This is a genomic window from Streptomyces sp. WZ-12 (assembly GCF_028898845.1).
GTDB lineage: Bacteria > Actinomycetota > Actinomycetes > Streptomycetales > Streptomycetaceae > Streptomyces.
On the sequence record NZ_CP118574.1, the window covers coordinates 6686814 to 6705966 of the forward strand.

Consider the following 19153-nt stretch of genomic DNA (forward strand, 5'->3'; position numbering starts at 1 on the left):
CTCGACGCGACGGCGACCAGAGTCTCCTGGCTCCCGGATCGGCGCGTCCCCCGGCCTTCCCGCCCGTACGTGGCGTACGGGCCGTGGCCCTCGTTGGAGGAGCGCTCCCCGGTGACAGTGGCGGGACCGCGCCGGATTCGCACCGGACTTCCTCTGCTGTCGCCGATTGGCCCCGGCAGTCCACCACGCCCCGCCACGCCCGTCAACTCGCCCTTGACCTGCGACGCAGCCCCACCGCCCGCCCTGTGTCCAAGACCACAGGGCCGCCGCCGGCGCCCGCCCGCCATCCCACCGCGCCCGTCCCGCGCACCCGCGCGCCGCCCGCCCCGAACTCCGGCCTGCGGAACGGGCCTTCGCGACGACCGGCGGCGCGACAGCCCGGTGGTCGCCCGCATCGCACGCCAACGGGGCGCCCGGCGGCCGCGGCTGGTGCCGCGCCCTCCGGGCGCCCCGTCCACTGCTGCCGGCCCGCGGCCGGCCAACCGTCAGGCGGCGACGATCAGATAGATCCCGTACGCCACCGCCAGCGCGCAGAGCGCGAACGCCGCCAGCGCCCCGGCGCGCGCCCCCGCGCCCGGTGCCGTGGCGGCCGCCGCGTCGCCGGGCGCGGCCGGCTTGCGGGAGGTGCCCACGATGCCGACGGTGAACAGGCCCACGATTCCCACCGTCACCACGAGCGTGACGCCGAAGACCTGGCCGAGAGCTGCCCAGTCGATGTGCATTGCGAAGTCCTTAGGTTCCTTGGGTCAGTTCGGTCGCAGCGGCCGGCCGTCAGGAGGAGGCCGTCGCGGGCTGGGTGGGGGCGGCGGCGTCCCGCTGGGCGGGCACGGCGACCGCGTCCGCCTCGACGGCCGCCGGGACGACCGTGCCCGCCGGGGGCGGCGAGACGGTCTGGAGCGCGGTGGTGACGACGCCCGCCGGCTCCACCGCCGGGCCCTCGTTGACGTTGGTGTGGTCGATCGGCTTGCGTCGGGAGGCGGCCCAGATGCCGCCGCAGATCGCCAGCGCCAGGACGGCCACCGTCGTGATGCCCCAGGTGCCCTGGTCGGCGAGGACCGCGGCCCCCGCGGAGACCAGGCCGGCGGCCGGCAGGGTCAGGCCCCAGGCCACGACCATCCGGCCGGCCGTGGACCAGCGCACCACGCCGCCCTTGCGACCGAGCCCGGAGCCCATCACGGCGCCGGAGCAGACCTGGGTGGTGGAGAGCGCGAAGCCGAGGTGGGAGGAGGCCAGGATGGTGGCCGCGGCGCCGGTCTGGGCGGCGAAGCCCTGCGGCGGCTGGATGTCGGTGATGCCCTTGCCCATGGTGCGGATGATCCGCCAGCCGCCCAGGTAGGTGCCGAGCGCGATGGCCAGGCCGGCGGAGGCGATCACCCACATCGGCGGGTCGGAGTGCGGGGCGACGACCCCGCCGGTGATCAGCGCGAGGGTGATCACGCCCATCGTCTTCTGCGCGTCGTTGGTGCCGTGGGCCAGCGAGACCAGGGCCGCCGAGGCGATCTGCCCGGCACGGTAGCCCTTGGCGGTGTCGGCCTCGTCGCGGCCGCGGGCCAGCCGGTAGGTGAGCCGGGTCGCCGCCATCGAGGCGAGCCCGGCGACGAACGGCGCGGCCACCGCCGGGATCAGGACCTTCATCACGACGGCCCCGCCGTGCACCCCGCCGGTGCCGACGGACACCAGGGTCGCGCCGATCAGACCACCGAAGAGGGCGTGCGAGGAGCTGGAGGGGAGGCCGGCGAGCCAGGTGACGAGGTTCCAGACGATGGCGCCGACCAGGCCGGCGAAGATCACTTCCGGTCTGATGCCGGCGCTCTCGTCGATGATGCCGCCGGAGATGGTCTTGGCGACCTCAACCGACAGGAACGCGCCGACGAGGTTGAGTACCGCCGACATCCCCACCGCGATCTTGGGTCGCAGGGCCCCGGTGGAGATGGTGGTGGCCATTGCGTTGGCCGTGTCGTGGAAGCCGTTCGTAAAGTCGAACACCAAGGCCGTGACGATCACGATCCCGATGAGAAGCGTGATGTGTTCCATTCACCCAGGCAATCCGTTCGATGGTCAGTGTCCTCGGGACCGTACGGACGGTGAGTGAACGGAAAGTGAACTCGGCCGGGCGCCGCGGTGACACCCCCGCAGTGTTCACGCGGAGGCGCCCCTGCCGTCACTTCCGTCTCACCTGTCGGCAAATTTCTTGAGTTGGGCCAGGGTGCCGTTCCAGCGGTCCTGATCGCCCGGCAGCGGCCCGCGTGCGGCGTACTGCAGGATGCTCGGGGACGACCAGCCGGCGGGCGTCCGCGCCGCGCCCGAATAGTCCGCCAGCCACAGCGGATGGTCACCGCCGAAGGCCCGGCTGCGGCCCGTGCAGCGGTCCCACCAGCGGGCGGTGGTGTAGATCACCGGCCGTCGCCCGGTGCCGCGCCGCACCTCGTCGCTGAACGCCCGTATCCAGCGCACCAATGCCGCGCTGCTCAGCCCGAAGCACGGCTGCTTGCCGTCGTAGGGGTTGTGCTCGATGTCGAGGGCCGGCGGCAGCGTCCAGCCGTCCCGTTTCCCGTGGCCGCCGTGGCGCAGGAAGAAGCGGGCCTGCCGGGTGCCCGACGAGGCGCTGGGCACCGCGAAGTGGTAGGCGCCGTGCAGGAGTCCGGCCGCCCGGGAGCCGCTGTACTGCGCGGAGAACGAGGGGTTGCGGTAGCCGTCCGACTCGGTGGCCTTGACGTAGACGAACCGCGCGCCCTTCGCGCGGGCCGCCCGCCAGTCGATGCGCTTCTGGTACGAGGAGACGTCGTGCCCCAGCGGCCGGCCGTCCGCGGCGGCCCACGCGGGGTGGTCGGCGAGTGCGGTGCCGGCCAGTGACGCCACGGCTATCGCGGTCGCCAGCGTGGTCCGGGGGGTGGAGCGGTCACAAGTCATGGGTCCCCCTGGGTGATGACATGTGAGGGGTGCAGTTCACTCGACGCTAAGGGATGATCAACGCAAGGTGGTCAATCCCCGGCCAATCCCTCCCAGGAGAGCGGGTATCCCCATATGGCGGGTACCGAGCGCCTGACGCGGTGGCTTATCGTGCCCCGGCCTGCTCGTACGGTGTGATGCACTGCCTCCGCGCGTTTCCGCACGTCCCGCAGTGCCGCCCCGGAGGACACCATGAAGGACCGCCCGGACCACCTCGCCGCCGCCTGGAGCGAGCTCGTCGCCACCGCCCGCCGGACCGCCGCCGACGGCCTCGTCGTCGGCACCTCAGGCAACGTCTCGGTCCGCGTCAAGGACCTGATCCTCGTCACGCCCAGCGGCGTCCCCTACGACCGGCTCGGCCCCGGCGACGTCACCGGGGTCGACCTCGAAGGCCGCCAGATCGTCGGCAGGCTCCGCCCGACCAGCGAACTCCCGCTCCACCTGGCCGTCTACCGCGACACCACCGCCACCGCGGTCGTGCACACCCACGCCCCGCACGCCACCGCCGTCTCCACCCTCGTCACCGAACTCCCGCCCATCCACTACATGACGGCCGCCCTCGGCGGACCCGTCCGGGTCGCCCCCTACGCCCTCTACGGCAGCGACGAGCTCGCCGCCCACATGGCCGCCGCGCTCCGCGACCGCAGCGCCGCCCTCCTCCAGAACCACGGCACCCTCGCCCACGGTGCCACCCTCGCCGAGGCGCTGGACCGCACCGCCCAACTGGAGTGGATGTGCCGGGTCTGGCTCACCGCGGTCTCCGTGCCCGGGCACACCCCCAGCCTGCTGTCGGCCGACCAGCTCGACGCCGCGGGGGAGCGGCTGCGCGGCTACGGCCAGCGCGGCGACGCCCCCGCCTGACCCGCCACGACACCCCGCGCGAGGCCCCGCAACGGCACGACGCCGCTGGTCGGCCGCCGATCCCGACCGCCCGGTGGCCGGCTCCGGCGGCGCTGCGCACACTGGAGTGGTGCGACTGGGAACCGTGGTGGCGGTGACCGCCACCACCGTGATCGGTGCCGGGGCGGCCGCTGTGGCCGCCGGGCGGTACGCCGGCGATGTTGCCCTGAAACCGTCGCCCGGCCGCCCGTTCCCCGGCGACCCCCGGCTCACCGTCCACTCCGCCGCCGGCGATCACCTCGTCCTCACCCGCAGCCTGGCCTCCCTCAGACCCGGCACCTACGGGCTGACCGGCGCCGGCTGCCACGCGGTGGTCGGCCCCGTTGTCCACGGCACCCCGCACCCCGCCGACGCCGTCGTCCGCCGCCTGGTACGCGTCACCCACGGCACGTTGCGCCCCGGCGCCCGGATGCGGCTCACCCCGCAGGTGCACGCCGGCAACCCCCACGACGCCCTCGGCCTGACCTACGAGGAGGTCGACGTCCCGGGCGAACTGGGCACACTGCCCGCGTGGTTGGTGCCCGGCGCCCGCGACACCTGGGTCCTCACCGTCCACGGCCTCGGCACCACCCGCGAACACCCCATGGTGGTACTGCCGTTCCTGCACCGCCACCACTTCCCCGTCCTCGACCTCGCCTACCGCAACGACCCGGGCGCCCCGCACACCGCCGACGGACTGCACCACCTCGGCGACACCGAATGGCGCGACCTGGACGCCGCGATCCGCTACGCCGTCCAACACGGCGCCCGCGCGGTCGTCCTGTACGGCTGGTCCGCCGGCGCCACCATGGCGCTGCGCGCCGCCGTCAACTCCGCGCTGCGGGACCGGATCTCCGGCCTCGTCCTGGACTCCCCGATCCTCGACCGGCACGCCACCGTCCGCGCGCTGGCCGCCGCCCGGCGCATCCCGCGGATCCTGCTCCCGCTCGCCGTGCGCGCCGCCGAGGGCCACACCGGGCTGCCCGTCGACCGCCCCGCCGACGCCGTCGACCCCGACGAACTCGGCGTGCCCGTCCTGCTGTTCCACGGCCCCGAGGACACCCTCGCCCCCTGGGGCGCCTCCCGGAGCTTCGCCGCCCGCCGCCCGGAGCTGATCACGCTCGCTCCCGTGCCGCTCGCCCCGCACGCCGCGATGTGGAACGTCGCCCCGGACCGCTACGAGGAGACCCTGCGCCGCTTCCTCACCCCGCTGATGTGACGAACCCGCTGCGGTGAGACACCGGCGCACCGCGGCCGACGCCGGGCCGACGCGGCGCACGGGCCCCCGCGGGCCCCGCCGAACGCTCCGCCGGGCCTGAAGGTGTACGGGCGGACAACTGCCGCTCTCGGGGAGGGGAAGCCGGGGTGGCGCCCGCCCGGAAGACCGCAAGTCGGCTTCCGATTGGGCTTTCGGGCCGTCAGCGGCAAGACTGCTCCTGTGACGTCCCGTACACCGCGCGACTCCCGGCTCCGACTCGTCCCCCGACAACCGATTGCGGCCGCCCGCCGGGCGGTGAGCACCCGGGTCACCCGCCCGGCGCCCCGGCCCCCCGAGGGCACCCCGCCGCCCGCGGAACTGGCCCGCCAGGCCCGCGCCGTGCTCGCCGGCGCGGCCCGCCTCGCGCACTGGGCCGACCGCGCGGGCAGCCTGCGCGCGGGCACCGACGGAGCGCTCCCACAGGCCGCCGTCGACGCCGCCGCCGAGGCGCTGGCGCTGACGTCCCACCAGGTCCGCGCCGACTGGGACCGGGCCCGGCTCGCCGGGCTGATCGAGCTCCACGACGGACTGGCCCGCCCCGGCTGGCGGCTGCGGGCCTGGGACCGCGACGACACCGCGGCCCTGCGCGGCTGGGTGGCGCTCTTCGACGCCTGGTCGCTGGCGCTGCCCGCCCCGGCCGGCGCCGGCCTCACGGCCGTCGCCGAGGTCGTCGAGGCCGTCCCGCAACTGCTGTCCCTGCTGCACCTGTCCGCCGGCCCGGTGCGGCTGCCGGTGCTGCTCGACATGCTCACCCAGCGCGTCGAGGAACTGCGCACCGAACGCTGCGAGGTCCCCTACGGGCCCGACCCGGCCCCCGAAGGCGCCGACGCCGGCGGACCGACGAGCGACGCCGCGGGGGCGCCGCTCGTCGAGCTGCTGCGCTGGGCGCTGGACGCGCTGCTCGCGGTCGGCGCGCTGGTGCCGCCGGAGGGCGCACCCGAGGGCGCCGGGGAGCGCGCCGGCGAGGGCCGACACCACGGCCAGGAGGCGCAGTTGACGCCGCTGGGCAACTGGTCGGTGTGGGTCAAGCTGGAGCAGATCTGCGTCGCCGCGCAGAGCCCGGCCGGCCACATCGAGCAGTCCGCGGAGGCGATGCTGCGCGGCTGCGCCCGGCTGACCCCGGGCCCGGCCCGCGCCGAGTACCGCGCCTGGCTCGCCGCCCGCTCCGTCGGCGCCGCCGTCGAGGAGCTGCTGGCCGTCGCCCGCGGCGAGGACGCGCTGCTGCGCGGGCTGGCCTTCGAGGCGCTGCGCGCCGTCGGGGCGCCCGCCGAACCGGCCGTGCGCGCCGCCGCCGGGGAGCCGGCGCTGCGGCCCTACGCCCTGCTCTGGCTCGTCGAGCACGAGGGCGGCGACCCGGAGACCGCGCCGGACGTCCTCACCCGCGAGGAGTCGACCTGGCTCTGGGTGGACACCGCGGCGGCCGTCGCCGACCACGGCGAGACCCAACTCCTCGTCCGGCACCTGGACTCGGCGGTCCAGGGCTCGGTGCCGCGGCTGCTGGAGGAGGTCCGCGCGGTCGGCCATCCCCGGACCGTCCAGGTGCTGGTGGCGCTGGCCGCCGCCCACCCGGACCCGGCGCTCGCCAAGGCCGTGCGCCGGGCGGCCTTCCAGGTCCACACCGGCGGCGCGTAACCGACCGGGCACCCCGGCCGGGCGCCGGCGGGTCATGACCCCGCCCCGCCCGGCCGGTAGGTGCCGAAGCTCCAGACGGTGCCCTCGGCGTCGCGCGCCAGATAGTCCCGGGAGCCGTACTCCTGGTCCGTCGGCGGCACCAGGATCTCCACCCCGGCCCGCCGGGCCCGCTCGCAGTGCGCGTCGGGATCGTCGACGACGACGTACACGCCGCTCGGTCCGGCGTCGCCCATCGCCTCGTCGAACGGGCCGCCGTGCCCCTTCGAACCGAGCATCACCACCCCGTCGCCGTGGGCGAGTTCGGCGTGCAGCACGGTGCCGTCCGCGCCGTCGTACCGCGCGGCGACGGTGAAGCCGAACGCCTCCGTCAACTGCCGGATGGCGCCCGGGGCGTCCCGGTAGAGCAGCGTGGGGAACATCCCCGAAGTGCCCGCCATGTCGATCACCGCACCTCTCGCGTCGTCGGACGGCCCCGCGCCGCCCCAACTCCTGTGTCCTGCCTCACAGTCTGACGGCGGGGTCTGACAACGCAGGGAATCGACTTGCACCGGCCCGTTAGACTGCCTGCATGGCAGTTCTCCTCTGGGTTCATTAGACGGCGTAGACCGCTCTCGGACCGTCCGTCCAACCCGCCGTCTTCCTGCCCTGGAGTTTTTCCCGTGATCACCGCTTCCGGCCTTGAGCTGCGCGCCGGCGCCCGAATCCTCATCGAGTCCGCCTCCTTCCGCATCGCCAAGGGCGACCGCATCGGCCTGGTCGGCCGCAACGGAGCCGGCAAGACCACCCTCACCAAGGTCTTGGCCGGCGAGGGCATGCCGACCAGCGGCTCGGTCACCCGCTCCGGCGAGGTCGGCTACCTCCCGCAGGACCCGCGCACCGGCGACCTCGACGTCCTCGCCCGCGACCGCATCCTCTCCGCCCGCGGCCTGGACACCGTGCTGCGCCGGATGCGGGAGAACGAGGACCGGATGGCGAACGGCAAGGGCGCCACCCGCGAGAAGGCCATGAAGAAGTACGAGCGGCTGGAGACCGAGTTCCTCACCAAGGGCGGTTACGCGGCCGAGTCCGAGGCCGCCACCATCGCCGCCAGCCTGGGCCTGCCCGACCGGATCCTCGCCCAGCCCCTGCACACCCTCTCCGGCGGCCAGCGGCGCCGCGTCGAGCTGGCCCGGATCCTCTTCTCGGACTCCGACGTCCTGCTGCTCGACGAGCCCACCAACCACCTCGACGCCGACTCCATCGCGTGGCTGCGCGACTACCTCAAGAGCTACCGCGGCGGCTTCATCGTCATCTCCCACGACGTCGACCTGGTCGAGACGGTCGTCAACAAGGTCTTCTACCTGGACGCCAACCGCTCGCAGATCGACGTCTACAACATGGGCTGGAAGCTCTACCAGCAGCAGCGCGAGGCCGACGAGAAGCGCCGCAAGCGCGAGCGGGCCAACGCCGAGAAGAAGGCCGCGGCGCTCAACTCCCAGGCCGACAAGATGCGGGCCAAGGCCACCAAGACCGTCGCCGCGCAGAACATGGCCCGGCGCGCCGACAAGCTGCTGGCCGGCCTGGAGGCGGTGCGGGTCTCCGACAAGGTCGCCAAGCTGCGCTTCCCGGACCCGGCGCCGTGCGGCAAGACCCCGCTGACCGCCGAGGGCCTCTCCAAGTCCTACGGTTCCCTGGAGATCTTCACCGACGTCGACCTCGCCATCGACAAGGGTTCCCGGGTCGTCATCCTGGGCCTCAACGGCGCCGGCAAGACCACCCTGCTGCGGCTGCTGGCGGGCGTCGAGACGCCCGACACCGGCGAGGTCCGCCCCGGCCACGGCCTCAAGCTGGGCTACTACGCCCAGGAGCACGAGACCCTGGACCCGGACCGCACGGTCCTGGAGAACATGCGCTCCGCCGCCCCCGACATGGACCTCGTCGAGGTCCGCAAGGTGCTGGGCTCCTTCCTGTTCTCCGGCGACGACGTCGACAAGCCCGCCGGGGTGCTCTCCGGCGGCGAGAAGACCCGCCTCGCCCTGGCCACCCTGGTCGTCTCCTCCGCCAACGTCCTCCTCCTCGACGAGCCCACCAACAACCTCGACCCGGCCAGCCGCGAGGAGATCCTCGGCGCGCTGCGCACCTTCACCGGCGCCGTGGTGCTGGTGACCCACGACGAGGGCGCCGTGGACGCGCTGACCCCGGAGCGGATCATCCTGCTCCCGGACGGCGTCGAGGACCTGTGGGGCCAGGACTACGCGGACCTGGTCGCCCTGGCCTGATCTCCGAGGTGCCGGTGCCGCCGGTTGGATCACGCCCGCTGGATCATTCGGCCCACGGGTGATCCATCATCTGAGTGAGAACGGCTCGTACACCGGCGAGCCTGCGACATCCGGCCGGGCCCCGCGGGCCCGGCCGGCATCTTTTCTACGGCACACCACCTGACCTGGCACTTTTCGGGCACCCTGGGGTGCGCGCGAGTTCCGGGGTGCGCGGCGGCGGCAACGCGGACCGCGCCGGCCGCCCGCGGCACGGCAAAGGATGTCTCACATACCTTGCGGAATGGGTGGCCAGGAAGCCGGGGAGGGGTGATCATGAGAGTCCAGAGCGCACTTCCCACGAGGAGGCACGGGTGGCCGAGACTCTGAAGAAGGGCAGCCGGGTAACCGGCGCTGCGCGCGAAAAGCTCGCGGCAGACCTGAAGAAGAAATACGACGCCGGAGCGAGCATCCGGGCGCTGGCCGAGGAAACCGGCCGCTCCTACGGATTCGTGCACCGGATGCTCAGCGAATCCGGTGTGGTCCTGCGCGGTCGCGGCGGAGCCACGAGGGGCAAGAAGGCCGCCTCGGTCTGAGGGCCGCGGCTCCGGGTGCATGCGGTGCCCCCGGCCGTCCGAGTAGTCGGCCGGGAGGTTACCGTTCAGTCACTTACGCACGCAGGTGCGGTGGCTGACTCGGAGGCGCCCTCATGACTCTGCTCGACAAGCACGGTGTGCGGCTCACCGTGGACGACGCGATCGCCACGGTGACCCTCGCCAACGCGGCAAAGCGCAACGCACAGAGCCCCGCCATGTGGCGGGCGCTGGCCGAGGCGGGCTCGCTGCTGCCGGGGAGCGTCCGGATCGTGGTCCTGCGCGGGGAGGGCAAGTCCTTCTCCGCGGGGCTGGACCGGCAGGCGTTCACGCCCGAAGGGTTCGACGGCGAGCCGTCGTTCCTGGACCTGGCACGCGATACGGACGAGGCGTTGGACGCCACGATCGCCGAGTACCAGGAAGCGTTCACCTGGTGGCGGCGGACCGACCTGGTGTCCATCGCCGCCGTCCAGGGGCACGCCATCGGCGCGGGCTTCCAACTCGCCCTCGCCTGCGACCTGCGGGTCGCCGCCCAGGACGCGCAGTTCGCCATGCGCGAGACCAGCCTCGGCCTGGTTCCCGACCTGACCGGCACCCACCCCCTGGTGGGGCTGGTCGGCTACGCCCGGGCGCTGGAGATCTGCGCCACCGGGCGCTTCGTGCACGCCGACGAGGCCGGCCGGATCGGCCTGGCCAACGTCGTGGTGCCCGGCGATGAACTCGACGGCGCGGTGGCCGACTTGGCCGCCGCGCTGCTCGCCGCGCCCCGGGACGCCGTCATCGAGACCAAGGCCCTGTTGGCCGGCGCCGCGGGCCGCAGCTACGAGGAGCAGCGCCGCGCCGAGCGGGCCGCCCAGGCGCGCCGGCTGCGGGACCTGGCCGGCGCGGGGGACTGACCGCCGACGTCAGCGGTACCGGACCGCGGTGATCAGCACGGCCGCGGTCTCCGGTGCCGGTGGTGGGCCGGTCACCGCCCGGCGGACGGCGCGCGCGACGTCCAGGGGGCGGTGACCGGCGGCGGTCGCCAGTTGGATGAGTACGTGCGTCCCGTCGTCGGTGCGCGCCACCGGGCGGGAGCGGCCGGCCAGGGCGGGGGCGAGCCGGGCCACCCCGGGGACGGCGAGGATCCGGGCGGCGAGGTCGTCCGGGTCGGTCGGGGCCTGCGGGCCGGGGGGCGTGCCTCGGTCCGGGGCCCCGGTTTCTGCTCCGGCGCACGGAACTGCCGCTTCCGTGGCGCCCGGTGAGGCTTCGTCCCGTGGTGCGTCCGCGGCCGGCTCGTCCAGTAGGTCGGTGATCCGGAGGTCCACGGCGGTCAGGCGGAGCCCGAGGTCGTGCTCCGCCGCGGTCAGCAGCGCCGTCCGCAGGCGGGCGGCGAGCGGGGGCAGAGGGCGGTCCGGCGGCGCGGTGACGTCCGCCGTGAGGCGCAGCGGGCCCGGTGGCAGGGCGCTGGGCGGTGGCGGGACGGTCGGCGCGGGGGCGTCGTCCGGGGCGTCCAGGGTGAGCCGTAGCGCGCCCAGGCGGATGTCGGGCGGGGTGCCGGGGGAGCGCAACAGGGCGGTGCGGGCGGCGCGTTCGGAGATCCAGGCACCGTCCGCCGGGCCGCCGAGCGGGAGGACCCGGCCGAGGCCGAGCTGTGCCCGCACCGCGCGTGCCAGGTCGTTCGCGGCCACCGCTTCACCTCTTTTCCCGGGCCCGTTCCGGGCCACCTCCCCAGCCTGCCGCAGCCCGTCCGCCCTGGCAGGCCGGGCACTCCGCTGCCCCGTCCCCGGGGCGCGCCCCGTCCTCCGCCCCTACTGTGGGGAGCGCCAAGAGCGGGATAAATGGGGCGAATGGGGTGAGTGGTGTGGATCGGGTGAGTGGGATGGGTGGGGTGGTTGGCGTGAGGGGGAGAGGGGGTGGGGGCGATGGCTGAGGACGAGTCGGGCGCGGAGGCGGTGAAGCCGCCGGTGAAGCGGGGCGGGGGCGCCCCCGCGACCCGCGGGCGGACCACCATCGCCGACGGCGTCGTGGAGAAGATCGCCGGGCTCGCGGCCCGCGACGTGGTGGGCGTCCACGCGATGGGCAGCGGGTTCGCCCGGACGCTCGGCGCGGTGCGCGACCGGGTGCCCGGCGGCGGACGGGCGGCCACCGCGACGCGCGGGGTGAAGGCCGAGGTCGGCGAGGTGCAGACCGCGCTGGATCTGGAGATCGTGGTCGACTACGGGGTCGCCATCGCGGAGGTGGCCCTGGCCGTCCGGGAGAACGTGATCTCCGCGGTGGAGCGGATGACCGGCCTGGAGGTCGTCGAGGTCAACATCGCGGTGAGCGATGTGAAGTTGCCCGACGAGGACGACGAGGACGAGGAAGCGGAGCCGCGGCTCCAGTGACCGGGCCGGCCGGAGCGGCAAGCGAAGGAGCGCACGATGAGCATGGCCGTGATCGGCCTGGTGGCCGGGATGGCGCTGGGCTTCGCCGGGTACTTCGGCGGGTTCGGGGCGTTCATCCTGGTCGCGGCGCTGGGCGTGGTGGGGTTCGTGGCCGGCAGGTTCCTCGACGGGGACCTGGAGGCCGGGGAGTTCTTCCGCACCCGGACCGGCGACCGCGACGACCGGCGGCGGTGAGCGGCGGATGGCGACGGTGACCGGGCCCGCCGCTGCCACCGACGTGCCGGCCGGCGAGCGCGGTGAGACCAGGGTCGCGGACCGGGTGGTCGCCAAGATCGCGGCGCGGGCGGCCCGGGAGGCGCTGCGCGCGGCGTCCCCCGGTGCGCCCACCGACGCCCACGCCACGGTGACGGTGGCCCGCCGCGAGGTCCATCCGCCGTTCGGCGAGGCCCGGTTGCGGATCGCCGTGGAGCTGGCCTATCCCACCCCGATCGGCGCGCGGTGCGGCCAGGTGCGTCGTCAAGTGACCGAGCGGGTAAGCGCGTTGGCGGGGATGGTCGTCACCGAGGTGGCGGTACAGGTGGAGCGGTTGAACTCGCCGCTGTTGGTGGACCGGGGGCGGGAGCGGGTGCGATGAGCGCGGGGCGGGGCGGGGTCGGGGCCCGTCAACCGGGCCGTCCCGAGGGCGGGTTGGCGGTCGGGCCGGGCGTCGTGGATCCCGGCCTGGTCCACGCCGATCGGCGCGCGGGGCGCTTCTGGTCGGCCCGGCGGGTGCCGGCGGCGCTGGTCGCGCTGGTCCTGCTGGGCGCCACCGGTTTGCTCCTCTACGACGTGGCCGCGGTGCGGGCCGGCCGCACCGCGATGGCCTGGCGCCGGCGGCTGGCGCACGAACTGGCCACCCGGCACCTGGACGACCCCTGGGTGTTGGGGGGCGCGGCGGCCGCGGTGGTCCTCGGGATCTGGCTGCTCGCGCTGGCCGGCACGCCGGGGCTGCGGGCGGTGCTGCCGATGCGGCGGGCCACCCCCGGCATCCGGGCCGGGCTCGACCGGCCGGCCGCCGCGCTGGTGCTGCGCGACCGGGCCATGGAGGTCTCCGGCGTGCAGTCCGTGCGGATGACCGTCAGCCGCCACCGGGCGCGGGCCCAGGCCGTGGTGCACTTCAGGGAGTTGGACGAGGTCCGCGGCGACCTCACCACGGCGCTCGGCGACGGACTGCGGCAACTCGGCCTGCCGCACCGGCTACGGCTGTCCGTCGACGTCCGGCGCCCCCGGAGGAGGTGAGGGCGCGATGCGCACCGTTCACGCCACGGTCAACCGGGTGTTGCTCGGGCTGGTCGGGCTGCTGCTGCTCGGCGGCGGCGCCCTGGCGCTGCTGGGCGGCCTGGACCTGCCGGCGCGTTGGCACCTCGCGCTGCCCGCCGGCTGGCCCTGGGCCCGCCCGGACGCGGTCCCGCTCCCGGCGGGTGACCGCACCCGGTTCACCGACCGCGGCTGGTGGTGGCCGTCGGTCATCGCCGCGCTGGTCGCGTTGGTGCTGTTGCTGCTGTGGTGGCTGTTGGCCCAACTCCGGCGGCGTCGGCTCGGTTCGCTGCTGGTCGACACCGGGGACGGGGAGGGCGCGGTGGTGCGGGGGCGGGCCCTGGAGGCGGCGCTGGCGGCCGAGGCGGCGGCGGTGGACGGCGTCGACCGGGCGGCCGTCGTGCTGACCGGCCGTCGCATGGCGCCGCGGGCGCACGCCCTGGTGGTCCTCGCCCCGCACGCCGACCCCGGGATCGTGGTGCTCCGGCTGTCCGAAGGGGCGGTGGCCCACGCCCGTGACTCGGCCGGCCTGGAACGGCTACCGACGGAGGTCCGGCTGCGGGCGGTCCGCCACCGGGCGGAACGGGTCAGCTAGGGCGGGTGGGGTGCACGGGGCGTGCGGTTTCCTGCCCGTCTGCCCGTCTGCCCGCCTGTGCGGCCCTCGTCGGTCTGCGGGCCTCCTCGCGGACCGGCCGTGGTCTCCCGGGGCGTAGCGCCGTCCGGTGACCGCCGGGAGGCGCCGACGGCCGGCAGCCTCACGGGAGTTGGGCAGCGGCGGCGGGTCGCACGGGCCGGGTGCAGGGACTCTCGCGGGAGCCGAGCGGAGAGGGTCTGCCGCGGAAGTGGAGCGAACTCGCCCCGGCCGGGCGTCAGTTGCGTCGGCCGGGGCGGCGGCGTGGTGACGCGAACGCCACCGGGTGGGTCTCAGAAGCCGCGGCGGGCCCCGCCGTTCACCGGGACCATCACGCCCGTCACGTAGGACGCGGCGGGGGAGAGCAGGAAGGCGGCGGTGCGGCCGAACTCCGCCGGGTCGCCGTAGCGGCGCAGCGGGATGGCGGCGCAGTTGCGGGTGCGGGAGCCCTCGGGGTCGCCGGAGGCCGCGTCGATCTGGGCCATCCGGTCGGTGGCGATCCGGCCGGGCAGGACGCCGACGACGCGGATGCCGCGCGGACCCAACTCGTCGGCGAGGGACTTGGCGAAGCCGGCGAGGCCCGGGCGCAGGCCGTTGGAGATGGTGAGCCCGGCGATCGGCTCGTGCACCGAGCTGGAGAGCACGAAGCCGATGACGCCGCCCTCGCCCAGCTCCGCGGCGACGGTGCGGGCGAGCCGGACCGCGCCGAGGAAGACCGTCTCGAAGGCCGTCCGCCACTGCTCGTCGGTGGTGTCGTCGGTGGTGCCGGGCGGCGGGCCGCCCACGCTGATGAGGACGCCGTCGAGCCGCCCGAAGCGCTCCCGGGCGGCCGCCACCAGGCGGGCCGGCGCGTCCGGGTCGGCGTTGTCGGCGGCGACCCCCAGGGCCCGCTCGCCCAGAGAGGCGGCGGCCTCGGTGGCGGCTTCCTCGGTGCGTCCGGTGAGCACGACGTTGGCGCCGTCGGCGACCAGTTCGCGGGCGGTGGCGAGGCCCAGGCCCCGGGTGGCGCCGGTGAGGAGATACGTCCGGTCGGTGAGTCCAAGATCCATGGCCCTAGTCTGCCCCCGCCCCGTCGTGCAGCGCGAAGGCGGTCCCCACCAGGCCGATGTGGCTGAACGCCTGCGGGAAGTTGCCCAGTTGGCGCCCGCTGGCCGGGTCGTACTCCTCGGCCAGCAGCCCCACGTCGTTCCGCAGCGTCAGCAGCCGCTCGAACAGCGCCCGGGCCTCTTGCCGGCGCCCGGTCAGCAGCAGCGCGTCCGCCAGCCAGAACGAGCAGACCAGGAACGTGCCCTCGTCGCCGGGGAGCCCGTCCACGGGGGTGCCCCCGGTGCTGTAGCGGCGCATCAGGCCGTCGTGCGTCAGCTCGCGGCGCAGGGTGTCGACGGTCGAGATCACCCGGGGGTCGTTACCGGGGAGGAAGCCGACCCGTGGGATCAGCAGCGTCGCGGCGTCCAGTTCCGTCGAGCCGTAGGACTGGGTGAAGGTGCCGCGCTCGGTGTCGTAGCCGCGCGCGCAGACCTCCCGGTGCACCTCGTCGCGCATCGCCCGCCAGCGGTTCACGTCCCCGCCCGGTCTCGGGTGCGCCGCCAGCACCTTGACCGCGCGGTCGGCCGCGACCCAGGCCATGACCTTGGAGTGCACGAAGTGCTGGCGGGGGCCGCGGATTTCCCAGATGCCCTCGTCCGGATCGCGCCAGGTGGACTCCAGGTACTCCACCAGCGCCCGTTGGATGCTCCAGGCGTGCGGCTTGACCGGCAGCCCCGCCGTGAGCGCGGCGTGGAACGAGTCGATCACCTCGCCGTAGACGTCGAGTTGGCGCTGCCCGACGGCGGCGTTGCCGATCCGCACCGGCAGCGAACCCTCGTACCCGGAGAGCCAGGGCAGTTCGGTCTCCGGCAGCCGCCGCTCGCCGGCCAGCCCGTACATGATCTGGAGGTCGTCGGGGGAGCCGGCCACCGCGCGCAGCAGCCACTCCCGCCAGGCGTCGGCCTCCTCCAGATAGCCGGCGGTGAGCAGGGAGTTCAGGGTCAGGGTGGCGTCGCGCAGCCAGCAGTAGCGGTAGTCCCAGTTGCGCACCCCGCCCGGCTCCTCGGGCAGCGAGGTGGTGGGGGCCGCGACGATCCCGCCGGTGGGCGCGTAGGTGAGCGCCTTGAGGGTGATCAGGGAGCGGATCACCGCGGCGCGGTACCGGCCGTGGTAGCGGCACCGCGCGGACCAGGTGTGCCAGTCCTCGGTGGTGTCCGCGAGGGCCGCGAACGGGTCGATCTGGTCGGGCCGGGGCTCGTGCGAGGGGTGCCAGCTCAGCACGAACGCGGTGCGCTCGCCGGCCGCGACGGTGAACTCCGAGCGGGTGCTGAAGTCCTTGCCGTAGGTGACGCCACCAGTGGGCGTGCGCAGCCACACCGAGTCCGGGCCGGCGATCGCGACCCGGCTGCCCTCGGAGGCGCGCACCCAGGGCACCACCCGCCCGTAGTCGAACCGCAGCCGCAGCACCCCGTGCATCTCGACCCGGCCGCGCAGTCCCGTGACGACCCGGACGACGTCGGGCATCCGCTCGCGCTGCGGCATGAAGTCGGTGACCTTGACGCTGCCCTCGGGCGTCTCCCAGACGGTGTCCAGGATCAGCGAGTCCCCGCGGTAACTGCGGGTGGCACGGGCCTTCGAAGACCGCGGGGCCAGCGTCCAGTGGCCGTTGTCCCTGCCGCCGATCAGGGCGGCGAAGCAGGCGGCGGAGTCGAAGCGGGGCAGGCACAGCCAGTCGATGGAGCCGTCCCGGCCGACCAGCGCGGCGGTGTGGAGATCGCCGATGAGTGCGTAGTCCTCGATGCGTGGGTGCACTCCGCGGCCCTTCCCGCGGGGCGCGGGCGTTACTCGGAGGTGGCGGCCGTCCGGGCTACCGGCTCGCCGGCAGCGGCCTGTTCGGCGTCGTCGGCCTTCTCCGGCGCCGCCGCGGCCTCCCCGGACTCCTCGGCCTCCTTGGCCGCGGCCGCCGCCCGGTCCCGGCGCTCCCGGCGCACCAGGACGACCCAGCCGACCGGCACCGCCGCCGCGAACAGCCACCACTGGACCGCGTACGCCATGTGCGGGCCGATGGAGTCGTGGTCCGGCTCGGGCACCAACTCGGGGGAGTTGTGCTTGGTCTCGGGCGCGGTCTGCTCGATGTAGCCGCCGAGCATCGGGCGGCCCACCCGCTTCGCCTGCTGCTTGCTGTTGATCAGCATGACCTGGCGGGGCGGCAGGCCCTTGGTGTCCTTGATCCCGCTGACCGCGGTGGTCTCGTCGACCATCATCCGGCCGGTGAGGGTGACCGTGCCCTTGGGGGCGGCCGGCACGTCCGGGAACTTGGTGAGGTCGTTGCCGGGCGCGATCCAGCCGCGGTTGACGACCACGGCGTCGCCGTTGGGCAGGACGAGCGGGGTCAGCACGTAGTAGCCGATGGTCTGTTCGTCGGCGGCGGTGCGCTGGCGGACCACGACCTCGTGCGCGGTGTCGTACGTTCCGGTGGCGGTGACCCGGCGCCACATGTCGCCGTGCGGCAGGTCGCGGCCGACGGCGGCCAGCTCGGTCACCGGGACCGGGGTGGCGGCCAGGTTGTGCGCGATCTGCGCGTTCTGCGCCACCTTGTGCTGATGGCGGTGGAACTGCCAGAACCCCAGCTTGATCATGATGGGGATCAGGACGAGCCCTAGGAGGGTGAGGATCACCCACTGCCGGGTCAACAGGAAGCGGTACACGGCTGCGACGGTACCCCCCGACCCTGGGCGCCCGGCCCGCGGGGTCCCTCGGCGGGCCGGGCGGGGGCCGACGGGGGACCGCCGTGCGCCGCGCTCGCGCCGGGCGTCAGACCCGGTCGACGATGCCCACCTGCCCGGCCGAGCGGGCGCAGTGCGCACCGCAGTACCACTGCCCGTTCGCCTCCACGCCCTGCCCGATGATCTGGACCCGGCAGTGCTCGCAGATCGGCGCCATGCGGTGGATCGCGCAGGCGAAGCAGTCGAAGACGTGCACCGCACCCTGGGCGTGCACCTCGAACGTCATTCCGTAGTCGTTTCCGCAGACCTCACAACGTGTCATGCGCCACAGACTGGGGGCGGGGGCACGAGCGGGCGCGGCGCCGGCGGGTGTGTTGACCGGGCTTCACCCGGACGCGGGCGCCGCCGGCCGCACGTCCCGCAGGAGCTGCATGAACGCCGCCTCGTCGAGGACGGGCGTGCCGAACGACGCGGCCTTGACCGCCTTGGAAGTGCGGGCGTCGGGGTCGTTGGTCACCAGCAGGCTGGTCAGCCGGGAGACGCTGGTGGCCACGTGCAGCCCGGCCTCGACCGCCCGGTCCTCCAGCAGCTCGCGGTCCACGGAGGTGTCCCCGGAGAAGGCGACCCGCATCCCCTGGACCAGCCGGCCGCCGGGCTCGTAGCGCCCCGGGTTCGGATACGGGCAGGCCGGGCGCTTGCGGGCCGGCCGCCAGGAGGTGGGGCGGTAGGACGAGCCGGTGGGGTGCGCGCGGGGCGCGGGGGCGTCGGACCACTCCGTCAGCGGCTGGCAGCTCAGCAGCGGCAGCCGGACGTTCGCCCGCGCGGCCCGGCACAGGCTGGGGCGGAAGGTCTCGGCCAGCACCCGGGCGTCGTCCAGGGCGTGGTGGGCCTGTTCCTGTATGACGCCGTAGTGCGCGGCGAGGGATTCCAGCTTGTGGTTGGGCAGCGGCAGGCCCAGCTCCTTGGAGAGCGCGATGGTGCACAGCCGCTGGCGCACCGGGGCGACGGCCGCGGCCCGGGCGTACTCCCGGGCCAGCATCGACCAGTCGAACATGGCGTTGTGTGCGACCAGCACCCGGTCCGCCAGCCGGGCCGACAGCTCCGGCACGATCTCCGGGAAGAGCGGAGCGCCCTCCAGCACCGCGCTCGTCAGGCCGTGGATCCAGACCGGCCCGGGGTCGCGCTGCGGGTTGACGAGGGTGTACCAGGAGTCCTGGAACTCGCCCTGGGCGTCGAGTTGGTACACGGCGGCGGAGATGATCCGGTCGTCGCGGGCCAGACCGGTGGTCTCCACGTCGACCACCGCGTATCCCTGCGGATACCCGGCCGGCCAGTCGGCCGGCGGCGTCTGCGGGCCCGGCTGCCGGCCGATCTTCGGCGCGATCGAGGGGGCGGCTGCGCTGTGGTCTTCGAGCATGGTCACTGAGGATACGGGCCACCACCGACAGCCACCGCATCGCCGGGGGACGCAGCGGGCCGGGACGTGGCGCCCGCCGGGGCCGGCGCGCGGCTCAACGGGGCGGCGCGGGGCCGCCGTCGTCGCCCCGCGCGCCCAGCTCCGGC

Annotated in this window: 21 protein-coding genes and 1 riboswitch; of the genes, 11 read left to right on the forward strand and 10 right to left on the reverse strand. The window is 74.7% G+C overall.

Annotation, left to right across the window (positions count from 1 at the left end):
• Positions 1-20: 20 nt before the first annotated feature.
• Positions 21-153: riboswitch (cobalamin riboswitch) on the reverse strand.
• A 332-nt stretch (positions 154-485) separates the two neighbouring features.
• The 3 genes from PV796_RS28920 to PV796_RS28930 all read right to left on the reverse strand — a co-directional run bounded on the left by PV796_RS28920 (position 486) and on the right by PV796_RS28930 (position 2910).
• Positions 486-722 carry a hypothetical protein gene (locus PV796_RS28920; protein ID WP_274916367.1) on the reverse strand — a complete coding sequence of 79 codons (237 nt, stop codon included), beginning with the start codon at positions 720-722 and terminating at the stop codon, positions 486-488.
• Positions 723-771: 49 nt separating this feature from the next.
• Positions 772-2034: an inorganic phosphate transporter gene (locus PV796_RS28925; RefSeq protein WP_274916369.1), complete on the reverse strand. Its 1263-nt coding sequence runs from the start codon at positions 2032-2034 to the stop codon at positions 772-774.
• A gap of 138 nt (positions 2035-2172) precedes the next feature.
• The gene (locus PV796_RS28930; protein WP_274916371.1) at positions 2173-2910 is read right to left on the reverse strand and encodes a GH25 family lysozyme; all 738 of its coding nucleotides are present in this window, start codon (positions 2908-2910) and stop codon (positions 2173-2175) included.
• A 231-nt stretch (positions 2911-3141) separates the two neighbouring features.
• Between PV796_RS28930 and PV796_RS28935 the strand changes: the two genes are divergently transcribed.
• The 3 genes from PV796_RS28935 (at position 3142) to PV796_RS28945 (ending at position 6718) form a co-directional block, all read left to right on the forward strand.
• Positions 3142-3810: a class II aldolase/adducin family protein gene (locus PV796_RS28935; RefSeq protein WP_274916373.1), complete on the forward strand. Its 669-nt coding sequence runs from the start codon at positions 3142-3144 to the stop codon at positions 3808-3810.
• 109 nt (positions 3811-3919) lie between these two features.
• Positions 3920-5047: an alpha/beta hydrolase gene (locus PV796_RS28940; protein WP_274916374.1), complete on the forward strand. Its 1128-nt coding sequence runs from the start codon at positions 3920-3922 to the stop codon at positions 5045-5047.
• A gap of 219 nt (positions 5048-5266) precedes the next feature.
• Positions 5267-6718, forward strand: a complete 1452-nt coding sequence (locus PV796_RS28945; RefSeq protein ID WP_274916376.1) for a hypothetical protein — start codon at positions 5267-5269, stop codon at positions 6716-6718.
• 32 nt (positions 6719-6750) lie between these two features.
• Here PV796_RS28945 and PV796_RS28950 read toward each other — a convergent pair whose 3' ends face one another.
• On the reverse strand, positions 6751-7155 hold the full coding sequence (locus PV796_RS28950) for a VOC family protein (RefSeq protein WP_274916377.1): 405 nt from the start codon (positions 7153-7155) through the stop codon (positions 6751-6753).
• A 222-nt stretch (positions 7156-7377) separates the two neighbouring features.
• Between PV796_RS28950 and PV796_RS28955 the strand changes: the two genes are divergently transcribed.
• From PV796_RS28955 to PV796_RS28965, 3 genes are all read left to right on the forward strand, one after another.
• Positions 7378-8976 (forward strand): ABC-F family ATP-binding cassette domain-containing protein, encoded by a 1599-nt coding sequence (locus tag PV796_RS28955; RefSeq protein ID WP_274916378.1) that lies wholly within the window; start codon positions 7378-7380, stop codon positions 8974-8976.
• A gap of 350 nt (positions 8977-9326) precedes the next feature.
• On the forward strand, positions 9327-9548 hold the full coding sequence (locus tag PV796_RS28960) for a helix-turn-helix domain-containing protein (RefSeq protein WP_043263790.1): 222 nt from the start codon (positions 9327-9329) through the stop codon (positions 9546-9548).
• 113 nt (positions 9549-9661) lie between these two features.
• Positions 9662-10441: an enoyl-CoA hydratase/isomerase family protein gene (locus PV796_RS28965; RefSeq protein WP_274916380.1), complete on the forward strand. Its 780-nt coding sequence runs from the start codon at positions 9662-9664 to the stop codon at positions 10439-10441.
• A gap of 9 nt (positions 10442-10450) precedes the next feature.
• On the opposite strand, the gene PV796_RS28970 is transcribed toward PV796_RS28965, so the two are convergent.
• The gene (locus PV796_RS28970) at positions 10451-11215 is read right to left on the reverse strand and encodes a hypothetical protein (RefSeq protein WP_274916381.1); all 765 of its coding nucleotides are present in this window, start codon (positions 11213-11215) and stop codon (positions 10451-10453) included.
• Between the two features lie 234 nt (positions 11216-11449).
• On the opposite strand from PV796_RS28970, the gene PV796_RS28975 reads away from it, so the two are divergent.
• From PV796_RS28975 to amaP, 5 genes are read left to right on the forward strand one after another with little or no spacing between them, the layout of a single operon-like run.
• Complete coding sequence (locus tag PV796_RS28975) at positions 11450-11911, forward strand: Asp23/Gls24 family envelope stress response protein (protein ID WP_274916382.1); 462 nt, start codon at positions 11450-11452, stop codon at positions 11909-11911.
• A 36-nt stretch (positions 11912-11947) separates the two neighbouring features.
• Entirely contained in the window at positions 11948-12145 is a 198-nt protein-coding gene (locus tag PV796_RS28980; protein ID WP_274916384.1) for a hypothetical protein, read from the forward strand.
• Between the two features lie 7 nt (positions 12146-12152).
• Entirely contained in the window at positions 12153-12545 is a 393-nt protein-coding gene (locus PV796_RS28985; RefSeq protein WP_274916385.1) for a hypothetical protein, read from the forward strand.
• Entirely contained in the window at positions 12542-13189 is a 648-nt protein-coding gene (locus PV796_RS28990; protein WP_274916387.1) for a DUF6286 domain-containing protein, read from the forward strand. The genes PV796_RS28985 and PV796_RS28990 overlap by 4 nt, the downstream gene beginning before the upstream one ends.
• A 7-nt stretch (positions 13190-13196) precedes the next feature.
• The gene (amaP, locus tag PV796_RS28995; RefSeq protein ID WP_274916388.1) at positions 13197-13802 is read left to right on the forward strand and encodes an alkaline shock response membrane anchor protein AmaP; all 606 of its coding nucleotides are present in this window, start codon (positions 13197-13199) and stop codon (positions 13800-13802) included.
• Positions 13803-14131: 329 nt separating this feature from the next.
• Here the strand turns inward: amaP and PV796_RS29000 are convergent, their stop codons facing one another.
• The 5 genes from PV796_RS29000 to PV796_RS29020 form a co-directional block, all read right to left on the reverse strand.
• Positions 14132-14887 (reverse strand): SDR family oxidoreductase, encoded by a 756-nt coding sequence (locus PV796_RS29000; protein ID WP_274916389.1) that lies wholly within the window; start codon positions 14885-14887, stop codon positions 14132-14134.
• Positions 14888-14891: 4 nt separating this feature from the next.
• Positions 14892-16676, reverse strand: coding sequence for a glycoside hydrolase family 15 protein (locus PV796_RS29005; RefSeq protein ID WP_274916390.1), 1785 nt, complete (start codon positions 16674-16676; stop codon positions 14892-14894).
• Between the two features lie 29 nt (positions 16677-16705).
• Positions 16706-17572 carry an SURF1 family cytochrome oxidase biogenesis protein gene (locus PV796_RS29010; protein ID WP_274916392.1) on the reverse strand — a complete coding sequence of 289 codons (867 nt, stop codon included), beginning with the start codon at positions 17570-17572 and terminating at the stop codon, positions 16706-16708.
• Between the two features lie 106 nt (positions 17573-17678).
• The gene (locus PV796_RS29015) at positions 17679-17912 is read right to left on the reverse strand and encodes a hypothetical protein (RefSeq protein ID WP_274916394.1); all 234 of its coding nucleotides are present in this window, start codon (positions 17910-17912) and stop codon (positions 17679-17681) included.
• A gap of 63 nt (positions 17913-17975) precedes the next feature.
• On the reverse strand, positions 17976-19007 hold the full coding sequence (locus tag PV796_RS29020) for a DEDDh family exonuclease (RefSeq protein WP_274916395.1): 1032 nt from the start codon (positions 19005-19007) through the stop codon (positions 17976-17978).
• Positions 19008-19153 lie beyond the last annotated feature (146 nt).